14 protein-coding genes, 2 pseudogenes and 1 riboswitch are annotated in these 19127 nt (G+C 38.2%); of the genes and pseudogenes, 5 read left to right on the forward strand and 11 right to left on the reverse strand.

The window, feature by feature from the left end; all coding sequences use genetic code 11:
* Positions 1-120 precede the first annotated feature (120 nt).
* The 6 genes from yfcC to P3R27_RS10120 all read right to left on the reverse strand — a co-directional run bounded on the left by yfcC (position 121) and on the right by P3R27_RS10120 (position 8388).
* On the reverse strand, positions 121-1860 hold the full coding sequence (gene yfcC, locus P3R27_RS10095) for a putative basic amino acid antiporter YfcC (RefSeq protein WP_034688859.1): 1740 nt from the start codon (positions 1858-1860) through the stop codon (positions 121-123).
* Positions 1861-2381: 521 nt separating this feature from the next.
* Positions 2382-2987: an SIS domain-containing protein gene (locus tag P3R27_RS10100; protein WP_034688860.1), complete on the reverse strand. Its 606-nt coding sequence runs from the start codon at positions 2985-2987 to the stop codon at positions 2382-2384.
* Between the two features lie 509 nt (positions 2988-3496).
* Entirely contained in the window at positions 3497-3871 is a 375-nt protein-coding gene (locus P3R27_RS10105; RefSeq protein WP_034688861.1) for a hypothetical protein, read from the reverse strand.
* Positions 3872-3934: 63 nt separating this feature from the next.
* Complete coding sequence (gene galU / locus P3R27_RS10110; RefSeq protein ID WP_034688864.1) at positions 3935-4816, reverse strand: UTP--glucose-1-phosphate uridylyltransferase GalU; 882 nt, start codon at positions 4814-4816, stop codon at positions 3935-3937.
* A 30-nt stretch (positions 4817-4846) separates the two neighbouring features.
* On the reverse strand, positions 4847-5860 hold the full coding sequence (locus P3R27_RS10115) for an NAD(P)H-dependent glycerol-3-phosphate dehydrogenase (protein WP_126133951.1): 1014 nt from the start codon (positions 5858-5860) through the stop codon (positions 4847-4849).
* A gap of 791 nt (positions 5861-6651) precedes the next feature.
* Positions 6652-8388, reverse strand: a complete 1737-nt coding sequence (locus P3R27_RS10120; RefSeq protein ID WP_034688869.1) for a fibronectin type III domain-containing protein — start codon at positions 8386-8388, stop codon at positions 6652-6654.
* Positions 8389-8599: 211 nt separating this feature from the next.
* Here P3R27_RS10120 and P3R27_RS10125 point away from each other — a divergent pair, with 211 nt between their 5' ends.
* From P3R27_RS10125 to P3R27_RS10140, 4 genes are all read left to right on the forward strand, one after another.
* Positions 8600-9541 carry a helix-turn-helix domain-containing protein gene (locus P3R27_RS10125; protein ID WP_126133950.1) on the forward strand — a complete coding sequence of 314 codons (942 nt, stop codon included), beginning with the start codon at positions 8600-8602 and terminating at the stop codon, positions 9539-9541.
* A 614-nt stretch (positions 9542-10155) separates the two neighbouring features.
* Entirely contained in the window at positions 10156-10797 is a 642-nt protein-coding gene (locus P3R27_RS10130; RefSeq protein WP_126133949.1) for a lytic polysaccharide monooxygenase auxiliary activity family 9 protein, read from the forward strand.
* Between the two features lie 405 nt (positions 10798-11202).
* Positions 11203-12918 (forward strand): ABC transporter ATP-binding protein, encoded by a 1716-nt coding sequence (locus tag P3R27_RS10135; RefSeq protein ID WP_126133948.1) that lies wholly within the window; start codon positions 11203-11205, stop codon positions 12916-12918.
* Between the two features lies 1 nt (position 12919).
* Positions 12920-14695 carry an ABC transporter ATP-binding protein gene (locus tag P3R27_RS10140; RefSeq protein ID WP_034688876.1) on the forward strand — a complete coding sequence of 592 codons (1776 nt, stop codon included), beginning with the start codon at positions 12920-12922 and terminating at the stop codon, positions 14693-14695.
* A gap of 77 nt (positions 14696-14772) precedes the next feature.
* Here P3R27_RS10140 and P3R27_RS10145 read toward each other — a convergent pair whose 3' ends face one another.
* The 4 genes and pseudogenes from P3R27_RS10145 to P3R27_RS10160 form a co-directional block, all read right to left on the reverse strand.
* Positions 14773-15306: a folate family ECF transporter S component gene (locus P3R27_RS10145; RefSeq protein WP_034688877.1), complete on the reverse strand. Its 534-nt coding sequence runs from the start codon at positions 15304-15306 to the stop codon at positions 14773-14775.
* A gap of 36 nt (positions 15307-15342) precedes the next feature.
* Positions 15343-15440: riboswitch (THF riboswitch) on the reverse strand.
* Positions 15441-15594: 154 nt separating this feature from the next.
* Entirely contained in the window at positions 15595-16026 is a 432-nt protein-coding gene (gene mgsA / locus P3R27_RS10150; protein ID WP_034688879.1) for a methylglyoxal synthase, read from the reverse strand.
* 66 nt (positions 16027-16092) lie between these two features.
* Positions 16093-16416: pseudogene (locus tag P3R27_RS10155) on the reverse strand (type II toxin-antitoxin system PemK/MazF family toxin); the annotation flags it as partial.
* Positions 16417-16649, reverse strand: a pseudogene (locus P3R27_RS10160) (AbrB/MazE/SpoVT family DNA-binding domain-containing protein). It lies immediately after the preceding pseudogene.
* A 412-nt stretch (positions 16650-17061) separates the two neighbouring features.
* On the opposite strand from P3R27_RS10160, the gene P3R27_RS10165 reads away from it, so the two are divergent.
* Positions 17062-18171 carry an ABC transporter ATP-binding protein gene (locus tag P3R27_RS10165; RefSeq protein WP_010736134.1) on the forward strand — a complete coding sequence of 370 codons (1110 nt, stop codon included), beginning with the start codon at positions 17062-17064 and terminating at the stop codon, positions 18169-18171.
* Between the two features lie 82 nt (positions 18172-18253).
* Here P3R27_RS10165 and P3R27_RS10170 read toward each other — a convergent pair whose 3' ends face one another.
* Positions 18254-18880, reverse strand: coding sequence for a hypothetical protein (locus P3R27_RS10170; protein ID WP_034688882.1), 627 nt, complete (start codon positions 18878-18880; stop codon positions 18254-18256).
* Positions 18881-19127 lie beyond the last annotated feature (247 nt).

Below are 19127 nucleotides of genomic sequence, written 5' to 3' on the forward strand. Positions count from 1 at the left end.
GAAATAAGCGAGAAAATCCAAAAATATGAAGATACTTTCGGGATTCCTCGCTTATTGCCTCAGAGTTACGTATCGGTTAGCATAACTTCTTTGATTGCTATAAATCAGTTCTTATTTGGTTTATTGAAGTCCGATCGCGATCGCAATCATAATGAAGATCGTTCCTAAAACAAAGAAGAATCCTTGCATTTTGATTTGGAATCGTGCCCATTTTGCCCATTCGATCCGTGCTACACCTAAGACACCGATCAAGCTAGCAGAAACTGGCGTGAACGCATCCATGAATCCTGAACCTAATTGATAAGCTAATACAGCCACTTGACGAGAGACACCAACTAAATCAGCTAACGGTGCCATGATTGGCATCGTCAATGCCGCTTGTCCAGAATTTGAAGTGACGACTAGGTTGAACAAACTTTGAAACACGTACATCGCCCATGCGCCGATAACTGCCGGCACACCAGTCAGTGCTGTTCCAATACCATGTAAGATCGTATTAAGCGCAGAAGGTACAGAAGCATCTGATCCACCTAATACAAGTAAGATTCCTTTTGCCATCCCAACAACGATTGCTGTTCCAGCTAGATCAGCTGCTCCAGATTGGAAAGAAGAGGCAATGTCATTGACCGTCATACCGTCCAATTTGAATAAAACAGCAATAATCCCTGCAACTAATCCCATAACAAAAAATTGAGAGGCGATTTCTGGGATATAATAGCCTTTTTGTGTGACTCCCCAAACGATCCAAACTAAAACGATCAACATCTCGCCTAAAATCAATTTATGGCCTAGTGTAAAGGGTTTTTGTTCATCAGAGGTTTTCTTCAAATGGTTACGGAAGTATTCGTCAGATTTATACGTTAATGAACTTTCCGGATTCTTCCGAACTTTTTCTCCATAGATCATTAAGTAACCAGCCGATAACGCAGTCACGACTACCCACATGATCAATCGGAAGGTGGCGCCTGATAAGACTGGAATACCTGCGATCCCTTGAGCAACGGCGACACTGAACGGACTCATCCATGACGTGGCATTCCCGACTTGTGAAGCCACATAGGTAACTGTGACGGCGACGATTGAATCATAGCCTAAGGCAATCACAAAAGGTACCATGACCATTGAGAATGGAATGACTTCTTCAGCCATACCGAACGTTGCGCCTCCAAATGAAAAAGCAAAGAATAAGAGCGGTAAAGCTAAACGTTCTAGACCACGTGTTTTATTGATAAAAGCATAAATACCTGCATCGATGGCACCCGTTCGCATGATGATTCCGAATGCACCACCCACGACTAAAATAAGTGCAGCGATCCCGACTGCTGAACCATATTTATCACCTGATACTAGACCTTCAAAAACGAAGTTTAAAAAACCGAAACCACCGAAATCATCGGTCCCCCATAGTTTTGCTGTTTTATGCAATTTCTTTGAGGTGTCATAGATGTCTTCACCATATTGATCGTATAAAACATCATCTGTCAGTGAGATTTCATCTAGTTTCTCCTGGGTCAAGTTTTTCTCACCAGCTGCCAAGACTTCTTCTAATCCTTCTTCAGGAACAGCTAACTTTTCTCTTTCTTTTGGATCATTTTGTAATTCTTCCAGTTGATCAAATACAAAAGCCTTATCTAATTCATAAGCATAACGAAACGAATCTTGGCGTAATACTGTTCTGGTACTGGTTTCTCCATTCGCATCTTTGTATTCTATATCTTGCGTACTGAATCTCCCAGCTGGTACGATAAATGTTAATAACCAGGCAAGTACAACTACACCAAAAATAATGACATACGTATGCGGGGTCGTCATTTTGGTAAAGTCTCGTTTTTTCTTTACTGAAGATTTTTTTCTCTTCAAAACTCGTTCTTCCTTTCTTGCTACGTTTTTGTCAATAATGAATAAGCAAATAGATTATACAGTAAAATGTTCTATACCACATGAATAAACAATTAAAAAAATCTATTGATTTTAGTTATCCTCAAGACATATTTTAATAAAAATGCTGTTTTCAAAGCCATATAACCTATAAAAATGGATTAAAATTCTTTTTTTATTTTTACAATGTCGCTATTTACGACTATTTATTTTCATTTATAATTACGTATAAACAAAGATTTTTTCAGTTATTCACAAATATTTATACATCTTTTCCTCGGTCCTTTCCTATTTGAACCGATGTTTTTGATTGAATTTCTACCTCGCTCTTCCTGTCTTTTTATTTTCATTAGGTATCTTCATTGCAATATTCATAACAAATGTACTATAATTGGAGTGTAAAGAGTTTTGGGGAAGACTCTTTCATCAACGTGTATAAAGAGACAAGAAAGAATCTTCATGATTCTTTCTTGTCTCTTTTTCGGACTCTTAACCTTTTCGCTTTAGTGACTCTCCAACAAATAATACACTGAAAAATAAACAATCTGCTGTAATAGGATTAAGGTGGCTAAGGAAGCCGCACCACATATAGCTGGCTCAAACTTAGGAACCCTAAGGACGGCATCATCTATCGTTGCATAGTTATCTAATACTAGATCTGCATATTCATATAAGCGCAAACCACTACTATGTCTTGACTTGATACTTCGGGATAGATCAAATCCGGTGATCACGATCAATAGGTACCCTTGTTCTTTGACCCATTCCGCCAGTTCAATGATTGCAGGATTTCTACCTTCATTTGATAAGAGAAGAAAAATATCTTCGGGTTGCGCATTGATTTGTTCAATGATTGCTTGTCCAGTTCCTTCCAGCGACTCATAAATCCCCGCTGCGGGATGTTCAATCAACTGAGTTGGCAAGATTTTTGGACATTGTTGCCAAAATTCATAGGCAATGCCTTGTAAGGTACGGCTAGCAAAAATATGTAAGCATCCTCCTCGATGAATCTGTGTAGCGACCCAACGTCCCGCTTGTTCCATCAAGGGTTCCTCGATCCTTAATTTTTGTTCAAGTTTTTGACAATAATCTAAATAGGGTAAGCTCATTCTTTTCTCCTCTTCTTCTGCTATTTCAGAATAGAGACAACTATCAAAAAGAAAAATACAAAAAGATAAGACGAAGCAATTGCTCAGTCTCATCTTTACCTTAACCACTTATTCATTACAATCAAGCAAAAGATTTGATGTAGCAGCATCTTGATGTTCTTCGCCTTCAGTGTAAAAGATAGGAACGATGTATCGCTAAAAGCAAGTCTTTAAAACGGATTAAACAAACTTCTCGCTTGAATATACATCTGTTTTGACATAGTAAATAAACTGCCTCGCTTCCTCCGCTTTTTAGATTCATAAGGTAGAAAAGCTTCCTTAAATCAGGTACAATAAATGCGGTCGGTGCGCTGCATCGACTATGGCAAAATGATCGGTCAGGGTATATACGTGTGACTGGTCATTCCTTGATAGTTAGTTGCCGCTAACTATCAAGGAGCCTTTTTTTTAGTTATTTCTATCTGCATCTATTGTAAGGAAAGTGCGAAACAAGTGCAAGTATCAAAATATCAGCGGTCAGACCTTGTCCGTCTTTCTGAGACATCCTTTAAGCGGTTCGGAGAAGCCGCATGTTTGCCTTTTTTGACGACATGAAATCTTTTGAGTAGATATGGGATATAAGCAAAAAGATACAGCAAAAGAAATGCTGCCGCAAAAAGAAATGCCTGTTGATCTCCCCACAAAAGAACGATGATCAAACTACCGATTGCCACTGTTGCTAAGTACCAAATAAAAATCAAAAAGGTTTCTTTTATTCTGACCATATAAAACATCGTAAACAAACTAATAAATAATACTGGCAGTAAAAACAGCCAATTATTTCCCTCCATCAACCATTTCAATCCATCAAGAAACGTTTGTGCAATGTTGATTAGAATCCCCATGTAAGCAATACACCTCATTTACTATTCTTTTCTCAAGTTTTTATTTCTCTAATTGTTAAGTTTTTAGTCCAGAGAATGACTTAGATCAATGAGGTATTGTTTCAGCTGCTCGCTGATTTCAGGATGACCTAAACCATATTCGATACTTGTTTTTAGATAACCAAATTTATCACCGACATCATATCTAGAGCCTTTGAATTCTCTCGCATATACGGGTTGCTTTTTATTTAATTCATCAATAGCATCCGTCAATTGAACCTCATTTCCAGCTCCAGGTTTTTGTGTTTCTAATAATTCAAAAATTTCTGGTGTCAATAAGTAGCGTCCAATAATCGCTAAATCACTCGGAGCTTGTTCAGGTGTTGGTTTTTCGACGAATCGTTTCACTTCATACAAACCTTCAGATTCTTTTGCTTCTGGATCGATGATCCCATATTTTGACGTGTCTTCATGAGGAATTTTCATGACTGCTACAGTCGAACCTTTTGTTTTCTCGTAATCTAAAATCAATTGTTTTGTCAGGGGAATCTCATCGTCCATCAAATCATCCCCAAGCATAACGATGAATGGTTCATCTCCAACAAAAGTTTTCGCTTGCAATACCGCATGACCTAATCCTAAAGGATGGGACTGACGGATAAAGTGGAGATTGACATTTGTTGTTTCTTCGACTAATTTTAGCAAGTCAATTTTATTTTTTTCTTGTAGATTCAATTCTAATTCGATATTCGAATCAAAATGGTCTTCAATCGGTCGTTTTTCTTTTCCGGTAACGATCAAAATATCTTCGATCCCCGAAGCTAAAGCTTCCTCTACGATAAATTGGATCGTTGGTTTATCAACGATCGGTAACATTTCTTTTGCCATTGCCTTTGTAGCAGGTAAAAAACGTGTACCTAGACCTGCTGCAGGAATGACTGCTTTTCTTACGGTTTTATTCTCCATATGCGTATTTATATACTCCATTCTGTTGATTTACTGAAATTCGTTTTCCATCTTGCCATCACGCAACATAATTTCTTTTGCTGCTTGTTTGATATCCTTCCCTTGATACAGGACCTGATAGATTGTTTGAGTGATGGGCATCTCTACACCTAGTTGCTCAGCAAGCTCAACCGCCGCTTTTGTTGTCGATACACCCTCCACGATCATCCCCATATTCTCTAAGATTTGGTCTAATTTCTGTCCTTCACCTAGCATATGCCCCGCGCGCCAATTACGTGAATGGACACTGGTACAAGTGACGATCAGATCACCGACACCGCTCAATCCAATAAAGGTCAAAGGGTTCGCACCCATTGCTACACCGAGACGACTGATTTCAGCTAATCCTCTTGTCATGATCGCCGCTTTCGCATTGTCACCAAAACCAAGACCGTGGATCGCACCGGCACCGATTGCAATGATATTCTTTAATGCTGCACCTGTTTCCACACCGATCACATCATTATTTGTATAGATTCGGAAATAATCATTCATAAATATTGCTTGGACATAAGTAGCTGCTTTTTGATCAACACTTGCAGCAGTGATCGTTGTGATATCGTGAACTGCCACTTCCTCTGCATGACTAGGTCCCGACAAAACAACGATGGATTGCCGTTTTTCTTCTGGGATTTCTTCAGCAATCACTTCTGAGATCCGCTTATGCGTGTCTTGTTCTAATCCTTTACTTGCATGGATGATCACTGGTTTTGTCGTTAAATGTTGTAGCAATTCTTGTGCTACAGCACGGATTGCTTTCGTCGGTACGACAAATAATACTGCATCTACCTCTTTGACAGCTTCAGCCAATTTTGTGTAACCGATGATCGATTCTGGTAAATGTAATTCAGGTAAATAGTGTTTATTTGTATGATACGTATTGATTTCTGTGATTTGTTCTGGAACATTCCCCCAGATACGGACGTCATGTCCATTTTCTGCTAAGGTTTGAGCTAAAGCAGTTCCCCAAGAGCCAGGGCCTAATACTGCAATTTTTTGTTTCATGGAAATTCCTCCAAAATTCATAGTTAGTTTCTATTATAGTATAGATTAACAAAATACTGGACTTATTTTCATTGTTTTTAGCTTTTGTTTAAGAAGAGGTCGAGATAGAAGTGTTTCGAAGTGGCTACTTTTGTTCCCCTCCTTTATACAGTTTAGATGTGTGAAAGGTCAAATGACGCCAGAAACATTTTATTCAGCCATTTTATTTCTTGATCTAACTTAAATAGAAATTATAATGTTGCAATACCATACAAGATGTTTATTTGGTCTATTCCAATGATATAGTCTATTTATCAACAGTTGAACAAAAGGAGGTGTATCTTATGTGGTCAGTTACTCCACCAATGTAAGTCCAATTTTCAAGAATAGACAAAAATCTCAAGAATAAAAATACGAAGATCGTCGTTCAATAAGCGATTTTCGTTTTTTTATTTATTTTTCTAAAAATCAGCTGTCACTGTGTCCATCTCTTCTATTTACCGTAATTCTTTCTCGATGATTTTTTTATACATAGCACTATTATAACAAAACAATTATGTTTCTTATAAAATAAAAAAAGCCCTCTAAAAAGAGGACTTGGAATTTTTATAATAGTTGTTATAATATATGTTTTTTTCATGTTCTGTTATACAAGCATAAAAAATAATTGAATTTTTATCATGCGTTTCCCCCAGTTGCTAAGATTCTCGTTATACATACACGAAAATCTTAACAATACTGAGCAAATCAATTATTCGTTGATTGATTCAGCATCAACGATTGCTTCATTAATAAAAACGGGTATGGATCGATTAGCCAATCAATTCCCAAGGTCCCCATGGTTCAGCTCCAGGCTCATTGCCTCGTGTCCACCATTTTGCACGATATGTGTTTCCTTTGTGTGTCACGACATCACCTAAATCATAAATTGTATCTGCATCCCATGCTTCTACTGATGGTGCATCCGCCGTTGTCACAACTAATGCTTTGCTTTCTTCTGAAATGTTGCCCGCTTCGTCAAATGCTTTTACTGTATAAGAATACTCCGTATTAGCTGTTAATCCTGCGTCACTAAATCTATTTGTTTCTGTTTCTCCTACTTGCTCACCATCACGGTAAACATAGTAACCTACTACACCCACGTTATCTGTTGATTGTGTCCATGATAAAGCAACACTCTTGTCACTAATTGATGAAGCCGTAATGTTCAATGGTACTGATGGAGCTTCTAAGTCTGCTGGTGGCTCTTCTAATGTAGAGATCACTAATACTTTACTTTCTTCTGAAACGTTACCAGCTGCATCAAATGCTTTCACTGTATAAGTGTATTCTGTGCTGGCAGTCAATTTTGTGTCTGTATAAGTATTATTTGTTGCTCTGCCAATTTGTTCGCCATCACGATAAATGTAATAACCTGCTACGCCACGATCATCTGTTGATTTTGTCCATGATAAAGCAACAGTTGAATGTGTGGCTGTGCCTGCTAGATTTGTTGGTTGTGATGGTTTTTCTGTATCAGGTGTTTTTTCTTGGAATAGATCCTGATAAGACTTCGCAAATGATTCATTGTACTCTACTCCAGCTGAGTTTCTTCCTTCATCCCAGTTGATACTCCAAGTCATCAAACCTTTTAACGGTGTTTGATCTTTTTCCATTTGTTCGAATACATCGTAAACTTTCGATGGTTCTTTTACAAAACCATTTGCTGCAGCATCCACGTTTGCTGGAATACCTAAAGCTAAGCGATTCGCTGGGATTTGGATAAACCCACCGCTTCCTTCGTTTAAAGCTTTTGAAATTCCATATAAGAACTCAAATTTTTTGCTGTCATTATTTTGAGCGATCCATTCAGTTCCAACACTGATACCGTCACCTGCTTGGTTGTATAACTGTGGTGCAATAAAGTCATATTCTTGTTCTAAAGCAGTAATGTATGGTACATATTTACCTTGTGTTCTTAAGTACGGAAACTCTGGCGCCATTGAGATAATAAAATGTTTTTGTTCTTTCTCAAAATGCGCACGGACAATCTTCAAAGCATCTGGAATCACTGTTTTATTATCGCCTGCATCTACTGCGGTTTGTTCTAAATCGATATCTAAGCCATCAAATCCATAAACTTCAACCAAACGGATGATTTCATCGGCAAAGGCTTGTTCATCCCCTTTATGTAATTCAATATGAGAATCTGCACCACCAAGTGAAATAATGACCACACGATTTTCAGCATTCAAAGTGGCTACTTTTTGTCTAAATTCAGCATCTGACATATTGTAAGGTTTGAATGTTGGGATACCTTCTCCTTTCATGAATGACACAGCAATCACATTATAAAAAGGATTTACTTTTGCCAAATCAGTATCTGCCGGACGGCCACCTTGGTAACCCGCACCTTGTTCAGGCACCCAATTATGATAATAACCTACTGAAACTTGGCGATTTGAGATATCTGGCATCGTATCTGCTGCGTCTGCTGCAAACACATCTGTTCCGCCTCCAATCAAACAACCTAAAAGACCAACTGAGAATAATAAACTTTTCTTATTCATTTTTTCCCTCCTAAATTTGTATTACAGAACAGATTAAAACATATCTTATCCTTCAAAATTTTTTTTGTTTGGTATTGCAACAAAATAACTTTCCAAACAAAAAAATCGCACTTTTTTAACAAAAGGGCGCATATATGAAAACATAACATCCACATAACTACATTATGCTATTATAGCCATGTACAAAAAACAGCTTCTGGAGGAAATGAACATGACAGAACATGCTGCTCTAATTCGAAAATTAAGAAAAGATCGTGGATTGACACAAGAACAACTAACTTCAGGTATCTCACAAAGAGGAACCTTAGCAGCTTTCGAATCACGGGGAACAAAAATCGGCTTTGAACTAATAGTGAACTACCTTGATCGGATGAATATCACACTTGAAGAATATCAATTTTTGTTGAATAGTAATTCGTTGTCTAATAAACAAAAATTAACGAATTATTTAATCACTTCAAAAACCATTACATCTGCTCAAGAACAAGAATTGCTCAACGAATTTGAAAAAACAGGAAACATTTATTATCGTTTGATCTATGCCCAGAGAAAATTGATTTCAAATTATCTGTATAGTAGTTCTTTTACCGCATCAATGAAAGAAGAAATCAGTGTTATAAAGAAGTATCTTGAAAAGATTGATACATGGGGGCACTTTGAATTGACTATTTTTTCGAATTGTTTATTTATTTTTGATGATGAATATATTGCCTATTCGTTCCAAAATAGTGTCATAAAGATGAAATCCTACCTAGATAATACCTATTATTCTGAACTCCTTTCTAACTTTATTTTGAATGGTGTACGTCTTTCTTTTAACCGTGAATCAACCACATTACGCAAATTATTTCTAGCCCAATTAAAAAAAATCGCGACAACACACAAACAAACACTCGATCTTGCACATTACAAAGTATTTGCTGCTTTAGATAAACTAGCTGATGGACAAAAAACAGCTTTAAAAGAAGTGGAAACGGGTATTGCGTTTTTTGAATGGTTAGATCTTTCTACGAGTAAAGACTACATGATCAATCTAAAAGAAAAATTTTCTGCTGAACTATGTGAATTTTCGCACAATGATCACCACACAAAAGTCGTTGTCAAAAGTACGTGCGATTGCCTCTCTCCACAACGCCAAGTGAATCCTGTCTAAAATAACTGTGTATCTCCTCACTTCCAAATGAGAAGATACACGGTTTTTAAGTCTCTCTATTTATTCTCGATTGATTCGATAGGTTCCACTGGAATAGCGTACTTGATACGAGACTTTCTAAATAGTTCATTCACACATTATGTAGTCAGACGATTATCGATCAAAGAACTATCAGAAATGCAACGCATTAAAGAAATTCGTCTTCGTGTATTCCTTTCAGGGGTACCGATTACTAAAGTCAGCAGATCCTGCCCAGTCATATGGATCACCTACACGGGCGTACTAGCCTACTGCCTGTGTTGGTGCATAACGTTGCTTCCTTGATTTTCTGATTCGTTCTCTACAATTCCTCTCAATAGATTCTTTTATTACTTGTTTTGTCTCCATGTCTCCCCTTTCTATACTGTGCAAACGCGACTCCTTCAGTGGCAATTCTTTCTCCAGCGAACATTTGCGTTCCACCTAAAAAATGACTAAATAGTATAATTTCTAATAACACTCGCGATAAACGAAATTTTTTTGTTGCAATAACATACATATTTTTCACATTAATAATATATCCGTTATGATGACAATCGTACATTGCATAAAGTAAAAATATCGGAGGAATTATTATGAAAAAGAGTACATTAATTGGTTTAGGATTCATTTTAGCAGGTATCGGAGCAAGCACGCTTACTTCTGTTGAGGTTGCTGCTCATGGTTACGTTTCTGAACCAGCAAGTCGTGGATACCAAGGAAGCCTTGACAAAAATACAGACTGGAATGCTGCATTCAAAAAATACGGAGCTGTTATTAATGAGCCACAATCTCTTGAAGCACCAAAAGGATTCCCAGCTGCTGGACCTGAAGATGGTCAAATCGCTTCTGCAAATGGTGCGGTAGGTGATTTCTTATTGGATCAACAAACAGCCTCATTGTGGACAAAACAACAACTGACAGCTGGTGCAAATGATTTTACTTGGACATTCACTGCCAACCATTCAACAACAAAATGGCATTACTACATGACAAAAGCCGGTTGGAATCAAAATGATGTGTTGACAAGAGACGACTTGGAATTCATTGGTGAAGTAGGCAATAATGGACAACTAGCTTCTACTAATCCGACACATTCGATCAATATTCCCAATGACCGTTTAGGTTATCATGTGATCTTAGCTGTTTGGGATGTCGCTGATACTAAAAATGGGTTCTATAATGTCATTGATGTCGATGTTAAAGGTGAGACAGTTTTAGCTGACTTACAAAAATAAAAATTATTAATAACCGAAAGAGACCGAGGCAGGAATCTTTAGCCAAGGAAAATAAGTCACCATCTACGAGAGTTGTTTGTCAATTTTTTTAGATGGTGCTTTTTTGTGGTTATTTTTTTCTATGGTTTATTCAATTATAGGAGTTGCAAGAGCGACAATGCGTTAAGCGTTATGGTGTGATTTCTTAAGTTTTACTAAAATGTGCGAATTATGAAAAGGCTTGTTCTCTTTTCATTCTAAATTTCATAAGCTACAATATGAGAGTACCTAGTTATATCATCGTTAGATTTCTCGCTGCAAGATATTTTTGTTGCTTTAAGGATATCTATTTATCATAAATCGGTTGTTTTTTGCCGATAGACGTTCGAACAATATTGGGTAACTTGTTTTTAGGAGGAAATTTTTATGATTCAGTTATTGCGCTATGCGAAAGACTATCGAAAACAAATCATCCTAGGTCCTGTATTTAAATTTTTAGAAGCAGTCTTTGAATTGATTTTACCTTTACTGATGGCTTCGCTGATCGATAATGGGCTAAAAATGAACAATCGTGAAGTAATTATCAACATGGGTATCTGGATGATCGTCATGTCGGTGATTGGATTGATCTGTGCCATTATTTGTCAATATTACTCATCCATTGCCTCTCAAGGGTTTGGAACAGAACTTAGAAACCAACTCATCAAAAAAATCAACTCTTTCTCCCATAGTGAATTAAATCATTTTGGGACGGATACATTGATCACGCGGATGACCAATGATATCAATCAGCTACAACTTGCACTCGCAATGGTTATCCGTTTATTGATCCGAGCACCTTTTTTAAGTATTGGATCAGTAGTGATGGCTTTTGTGATCGACTGGCAAGTCGGGCTATTCTTCTTAGCTCTATTACCTGTTTTTTCAGTCATTTTATACTTTATTATCCGTAAGACGATCCCCCTCTATCAAAAAGTCCAAGAAAAGTTGGATGGTCTAAATGAGACTGTTAGCCAAAACTTAAGCGGGGTTCGTGTGATCCGAGCATTTTCACGTACCAATAAAGAAATCGAAACATTTGATGAAAACACGGATGACTTAGCAAAAAATTATTTACGTGTTTCCAATATCTCCGCTTTGCTCTCTCCGGCAACGACATTGATCATGAATGTTGGGATCATTTGTCTATTGACTGTCGGCGGGGTCAAGGTAAATATCGGTTCCTTACAACAAGGACAAGTTTTAGCATTGATCAATTATATGAACCAAATGTTATTAGCCTTGATCGTCGTTTCCAATCTTGTCGTGATTTTCACTCGTGCAGAAGCTTCTGCTCAGCGGGTTAAAGAAGTCTTAGATACCGAAAATACCATTACAGATGCTGAGACTCCTAGTGAACCAGTCATGGATTCTGAAACAATTCTACAATTTAAAGACGTAGATTTTCGTTATACGCCAGAATCTGGTCTGTCATTACAAGGAATCAATTTCACTTTGAAACGCCAAACTGTCTTAGGAATCATTGGTCCGACCGGAAGCGGGAAGACCACATTGACACAATTGATTCCACGTTTTTATGATGTTAGTGAAGGCTCTGTGCTATTTGATGAACAAGACGTTCGTGACTGGCCGTTAGATACATTACGAAGTCAGATTTCGCAAGTACCACAAACGGCTGTCTTATTCACCGGTACCATTCGGGAAAACCTTCAGTGGGGAAAACCTGACGCGACAGACGCAGAGTGTTGGGAAGCTTTGGCAATTGCCCAAGCAGAGGATTTTGTTCGCCAATTACCCAAAGGTTTAGACACAAGAGTCATGGAGAATGGGAAAAACTTTTCCGGGGGACAAAAACAACGGTTGACGATTGCTCGTGCATTGATCGCCAAACCTGCCTTATTGATCTTAGATGACTCCTTGAGTGCACTTGATTATCAGACGGATCTAAACTTGCGCCAAGCACTACAAACTTCCCTTAACACAACGGTCATCATTATTTCTCAACGTATCCGTTCGATTCAACAAGCAGAGCATATCCTCGTCATGGATCAAGGAAAAATCGTGGCCCAGGGTACACATAATACATTGCTTAGTCAATCTTCTGAGTATCGTGAAATCGTGGCATCACAGGAGGAGGTATAAAATGAAAACAAAAAAACTATCTTGGCAAACGCTCAAACGTTTTGTTCCTTATCTGACGGCCCATCCACGTGAAATTTGGTTAGCTGTCTTGTTGGGAATCGTCAATGGTGTTGCTACCGTCGTGATGACCTTACAAATCGGTCAAAGTATCGATCAAATGGTTGGTGTGGGGCAAGTCAACTTTACTCGATTAGTCCAACTTCTGGTGATGTTTGGCGGGATCGTTTTACTTAATGTCATCAGTCAATGGCTGATCCAAGTATTAAGTAACCGATTGGCTTACCTCTCCGTTGCGAATCTACGAAAAGACGCCTTTGCACGTTTGAATCTTTTACCTTTAAGATACTATGATCAAAATGCCCATGGAAACATTGTCAGTCGCTTTACAAACGACATGGATAACATCTCCATCGCGATATCAGCGGCGTTCAATCAATTGTTTTCTGGGGTAGCCATCATTATCCTCTCACTGATCTTCATGCTCAGTTTGAGTCCGTTATTGACACTTGTCGTCATTTGTTCGACACCAATCATTTTCTTAGTCAGCTGGTTAGTTGCACGAGCTTCTCAAAATGATTTTGATAACCAACAAAAAATCATCGGAAATATCTCAGGTTTTGTTACGGAACGGATCGGTAATCAAAAAATCATCAAAGCGTTCCAACAAGAAGAAGTCAATCAACAGCAATTCAGTGCATTGAATGCTGATTTATATGAAAAAGGGCAGCGCGCACAATTCTCTTCTTCATTAACGAATCCCTCTTCTCGTTTTGTCGATCACTTAGCCTATCTCTCCATTGGTTTGATTGGTGGTTTACTCGCCTTACGAAGTGATTCAACGATTACTGTCGGGATCATTTCAAGCTTTACAATCTATTCAAGTCAGTTTTCGAAACCTTTTATTGAATTATCAGGTATCACGACACAGATCCAAACAGCATTTTCTGGTTTAGAACGAGCATTTGAATTGATCGACCAACCGGAAGAAACGCCAGATGAACCTTTTGCGTATCAACTTGATCCTCAAACGATCAAAGGCGAGGTCGCATTTAAACATGTTTCTTTCTCTTATGAACCACAACAACGATTGATCGAGAATTTCAGCTTTGTTGCCAAACCAGGTCAAACTGTGGCAATCGTTGGTAAAACAGGAGCTGGTAAATCCACATTAGTGAATTTATTGATGCGTTTTTATGATGTCAATTCTGGGACAATCACGATCGACGATTATGATATTACCCAAATCGCCCGTGATTCCTTGCGTAAAAGCTTTGGGATGGTTTTACAAGATACTTGGTTATTCGACAGTACGTTACGAGAAAACTTACGTTACGGGAAGCCAGATGCCAGCGATGAAGAAATCAATGAGGCCCTAAAATCAGCCTATATGTATGAATTTGTCCAACGCTTGCCACAAAAACTAGATACACGCATTGGTGGACAGGGGTTAAAAATCTCCGATGGGCAGCGTCAATTACTGACGATTGCTCGTACGATGATCAGTAATCCACCCATGTTGATACTTGATGAAGCAACAAGTTCAGTGGATACGTTGACAGAAAAGAAAATCCAAAATGCCTTCCTAAAAATGATGGAAGGAAAAACGAGTTTTGTGATTGCCCATCGCTTGTCCACGATCAAAAATGCCGATCAGATCCTCGTGATGGATCAAGGGGCAATTGTTGAGATGGGAACACATGATGAATTATTGAAAATTGAAGATGGCAGCTATCGTCAACTTTACCAAGCGCAATTTACTGGATCGGTTGAAAAATAGTGAACATCGAATCAGATGGTTTTTCTGATCTATGCAAAAAACAAGCAGTCTTCTGGGATGGGAAGACTGCTTGTTTTTTATTTTGTATGCGTCGTTAAACTCCGCAAAATTCTTTTATATGGCATGGCGCGCCCAATCACATAGATCATCGTCGATTGGATCGGCAACCAGATAATGGCTTTTAATAAACGTGGTCCCCAGAATACCCAGTTCATCGGTACTTGATACATGATGACCAACCATAATGGTGTCAGGATCAAGCTAACGAACACTGTCACACTGAGCGTGGCTAGGATTGCATTTTTCCAAGTGATCTCTTTGCGATAGAAAAAGAACCCATAAATCGCTCCTTCAATAAAAGCATTCAACGTGAAGCCGATGAAAAAGACAGATTTAGGAAATAATGCCATACCCACCACATCAGCTAACACAGAACCGATCCCTGTCCAAAATGGGCCAAATAAAATACCCATGATTACTTGGGGAATGAACGTTACACTGATTTTGAGTAATGGTGTTTCAAATGAAACTAAGCGAGACAACGTGACCATCAATGCGATCAGCAGTCCCATGATCGTAATCATACGAGCATCTAAACGATTTTTCTTCATTTCTAGCATCTCCTTTAAGAGCTGCTACATGTTTCATGCAGCGAATGCGAAAATAAAACCGCGAACTTACGTCCTTCGTCCTAGAGGCAACATCCCATCCTCTAAGCACTTAACGCTTTATTTTCTACTCTGTTAATAGTGGGAACTTATCCCAGACAAACTATAGCATAGAAAAGGAAGAACTGTAAATAAAAAAACCTAATGTTCTAAACGAAAACGATTCCTAAGTTCGTAACATAGCAGACATTCGTCTTGATCAACTGTCTCTATCCTCGTAAAATCCGAATTTTAGATCTTATTAGGAAAAGGGAGCTTACTTCCTTCTTCATGAATGACTTTTCGAAATTCCAAAAATCCGGCTTCAAGTCCACGCAACAAAACTTCTGCTGTCCCAATATTTGTTGCTAAAGGAATATCATATACATCAGCCAAGCGAATCAACGCAGTGACATCAGGTTCGTGAGGTTGAGCTGCTAAAGGATCACGCAGGAAAATCACTAGATCCAATTCATCTTCTGAGATCATCGCGCCAATTTGTTGGTCACCGCCTAAAGGTCCTGAATTGAACCGATGGACCGATAATCCTGTGGCTTCTGCAATCCGCTGACCAGTTGTCCCTGTCGCGAATAGTTCATGTTGTTCAAGTATGATTTTATAGGCTGTTGTAAATTTGATCATCAATTCTTTTTTACGATCATGTGCAATCAATGCTATTTTCATCCGTCCTCACTCCTTTTTTACCAGTGTAACAAATTTCTTTGTGGTTTGATATTTTTCAAATTCCTTTATAAACATATCAAGGACTTCTCGTACATCCACCCTTGTCAGAATATCACATTGTTCAATTTTTATTAATTTTCTAGCGGTGTAATCAATTGAACACAACTGATGTGTAACAACTTGTCCAGAAATTATTTGCGGTTCTTTTATCTTAATATATGTATCAAATTTTCTTTCAGTTGATGTGATTGAGCAAATAAAACAAAAACCAGTGTATTGGTTGAAGTTATTCTTACTTACTACCAAACCTGGTCTTCGCTTATTTATTTCCTTTCCTCTAGATGGATCAAAATCCAGCCATACAATGTCTTTTTGCTTTGGATAATCCATTTACAGTTCCTCCCATTCACGGTTCATCTCATCCCACTCTTTATCTTCTTGGTGATTGGATCTCTAAAGCCTTCCCATGCCTCTGGACTCTTGAAAATATCTTCTTTTTTGGGTTTTAATACATATGTTTCACCTATTTTTATAATCGTATATATTTTTCCAACTTCTGGAGAAATATCTTTTGGAAAAATCACTCCTACAGAATTTCCAATCTTTCTAACAGTTGTTTCCATTATTATCATCTCCCAGCTCATGTTAAACCGAGTTCAACTTAATCTAACATGAAAATCAAAATTTTTTTCTTGGTTGTATCTTTTTTTATATTTCTTAATACCCACAAAGTATTATACGCTCGAATATAGTGAATAAAGGGTAAAGTTCTGATAAAGCGAGCAGTAAAAGATCCAAAAATAAATTGCCATATTGCTGGAGTTTCCTCTCATTATTGAAGGATCTGCTTCATGAACATCATTTATTCTATTTTATAGGTGAGAGATTTAGTTATCTCATGCACTTTTCAATTATTTTGTACACATTGACGAAAGATTTCACGAATTCTTGTTCATTGTGACATTGAATGTAGATAGCGCTTTCAATTATACTAAGCACATCAAATAAAAGAAAAAAGAAAGCGTGGTTTGTACGATGGTAGAAATGGCTCTGAAAAATGTATACAAGAAATATGACAATGCAGAAAACTATTCTGTTACTGACTTTAACTTGGCAATCAAAGATCGCGAATTTATCGTATTCGTTGGTCCTTCCGGTTGTGGGAAATCAACAACTCTACGAATGATCGCTGGTCTTGAAGATATTTCCGAAGGAGAATTGAATATCGGTGGCAAAGTAATGAACGATGTTGCTCCTAAAGACCGTGATATCGCGATGGTATTCCAAAACTATGCCTTATACCCTCACATGACGGTATTTGACAATATGGCGTTTGGTTTGAAATTGCGTAAGTACGACAAAGCAGACATCCAACAACGTGTGGAAAATGCTGCTGAGATCCTTGGTTTGACTGAATACTTAAAACGTAAACCTGCTGCTCTTTCTGGGGGGCAACGTCAGCGTGTCGCTTTAGGTCGTGCCATCGTACGTGATGCGAAAGTCTTCTTGATGGATGAGCCATTGTCAAACTTGGATGCCAAACTACGTGTAGCCATGCGTGCCGAGATCGCGAAGTTGCATCAACGCTTAGAAACAACAACCATTTACGTTACCCATGACCAAACAGAAGCGATGACAATGGCAGACCGTATCGTCATCATGAAAGATGGATTTATCCAACAAATCGGTTCACCGAAAGAAGTTTATGACACACCGGTCAACATGTTCGTTGCTGGTTTCATTGGTTCGCCTGCCATGAACTTTTTCAATGTAAAATTAAGCCAAGGCGTTATCTCAGATGGTCATGGACTAAAATTGAGAATCCCTGAAGGTAAAAATAAAGTGCTAGTTGAAAAAGGTTATGAAGGAAAAGAACTTGTCTTTGGTATCCGTCCAGAAGATATCCATAGTGAACAAGTTGTCTTGGATGCCTCACCAGAAACTGTTGTCAATTCCGAAGTCGTTGTATCAGAATTACTTGGCGCAGAAACCATGCTTTATACTCGCACTGGAACAACTGAGTTCATTTCAAAAGTTGACGCCCGTGACTTCCACAAACCAGGTGAAATGATCGACCTTGCCTTCAATATCAACAAAGGCCATTTCTTTGATAAAGATACAGAAGATGTCATCACGATCCCTTAATGGACAATAAGCAAAAGACCCTAGGATCTTTCGATCTTGGGTCTTTTTTCTGGTTATTTTTCAGTCTTTATCTGTAGAATTGCTAAACGACTTTTTTAATCGTTCCTTGCACGATCTCTTTCTTTTGCTGTTTCTTGGCAGCAGTGAAAACTGGGATATCAAAGAATTTACTCAATGTTCCAGCAATGAAGTAAGCGATATTGTAATCCACCAAACTATGGATCAAGCCACCGATCCCCATCAAGATGAATACGGTATAGAAGTAGCCTTCTGCATAGTATGTTTCCGGCATATTCCCAATGAAGAAGAACACACTTACCACTAGCATTTCGATGATCGAGTGGATCACGCCGATCAATAGGTTAAACCCTTGAAAACGCCAGTTCATTAATGTGAATTGCCCGTCTTTTAAGACGATCCCTGGTTTTTTTTGTAAATACCACGCACCAAGCAGAGCAAACACCAAATGCGATAGTGCACGAAGCGCAATAATCACGGGTGTCGTCAAGAAGAAGCCAAATGTTGTACCTAGCGCCACTGCCACAGCTACACCAGGTGAAAAAAACATTGCGATAAATAATGGCACATGTGAAGCTAGTGTAAATGAAGCAGGCGGAATCACGATCTTAGGCATGATCATCGGAATAAGGACGCCCATTCCGATCAATAAAGCGGAAATTGTCAATTTTCTTACAGAATTTGTTTTCATTTTTTTACTCCCTTGATGTGTCTTGACACATTTGTTTTGACCTATTGTACCGCTAACTTTCTTAAGTGTCAAGACACATCAAGAGAAACAGGATGTCTGAAATGCTACCCACTCTGAAATCGAAAAATTTGATCTCGGACCTTATTTCTTAACATAGTCAGGCATCACCTGAAGAATACCCAAAATGGTTTCCTCAAGTGATGCCTTATGCTTAGAGCGAAAAGACTTTTTCAGCCTTCTATTCTTC

Origin of the sequence: Enterococcus spodopteracolus (assembly GCF_030441955.1) — a bacterium.
Lineage (GTDB): Bacteria > Bacillota > Bacilli > Lactobacillales > Enterococcaceae > Enterococcus_B > Enterococcus_B spodopteracolus.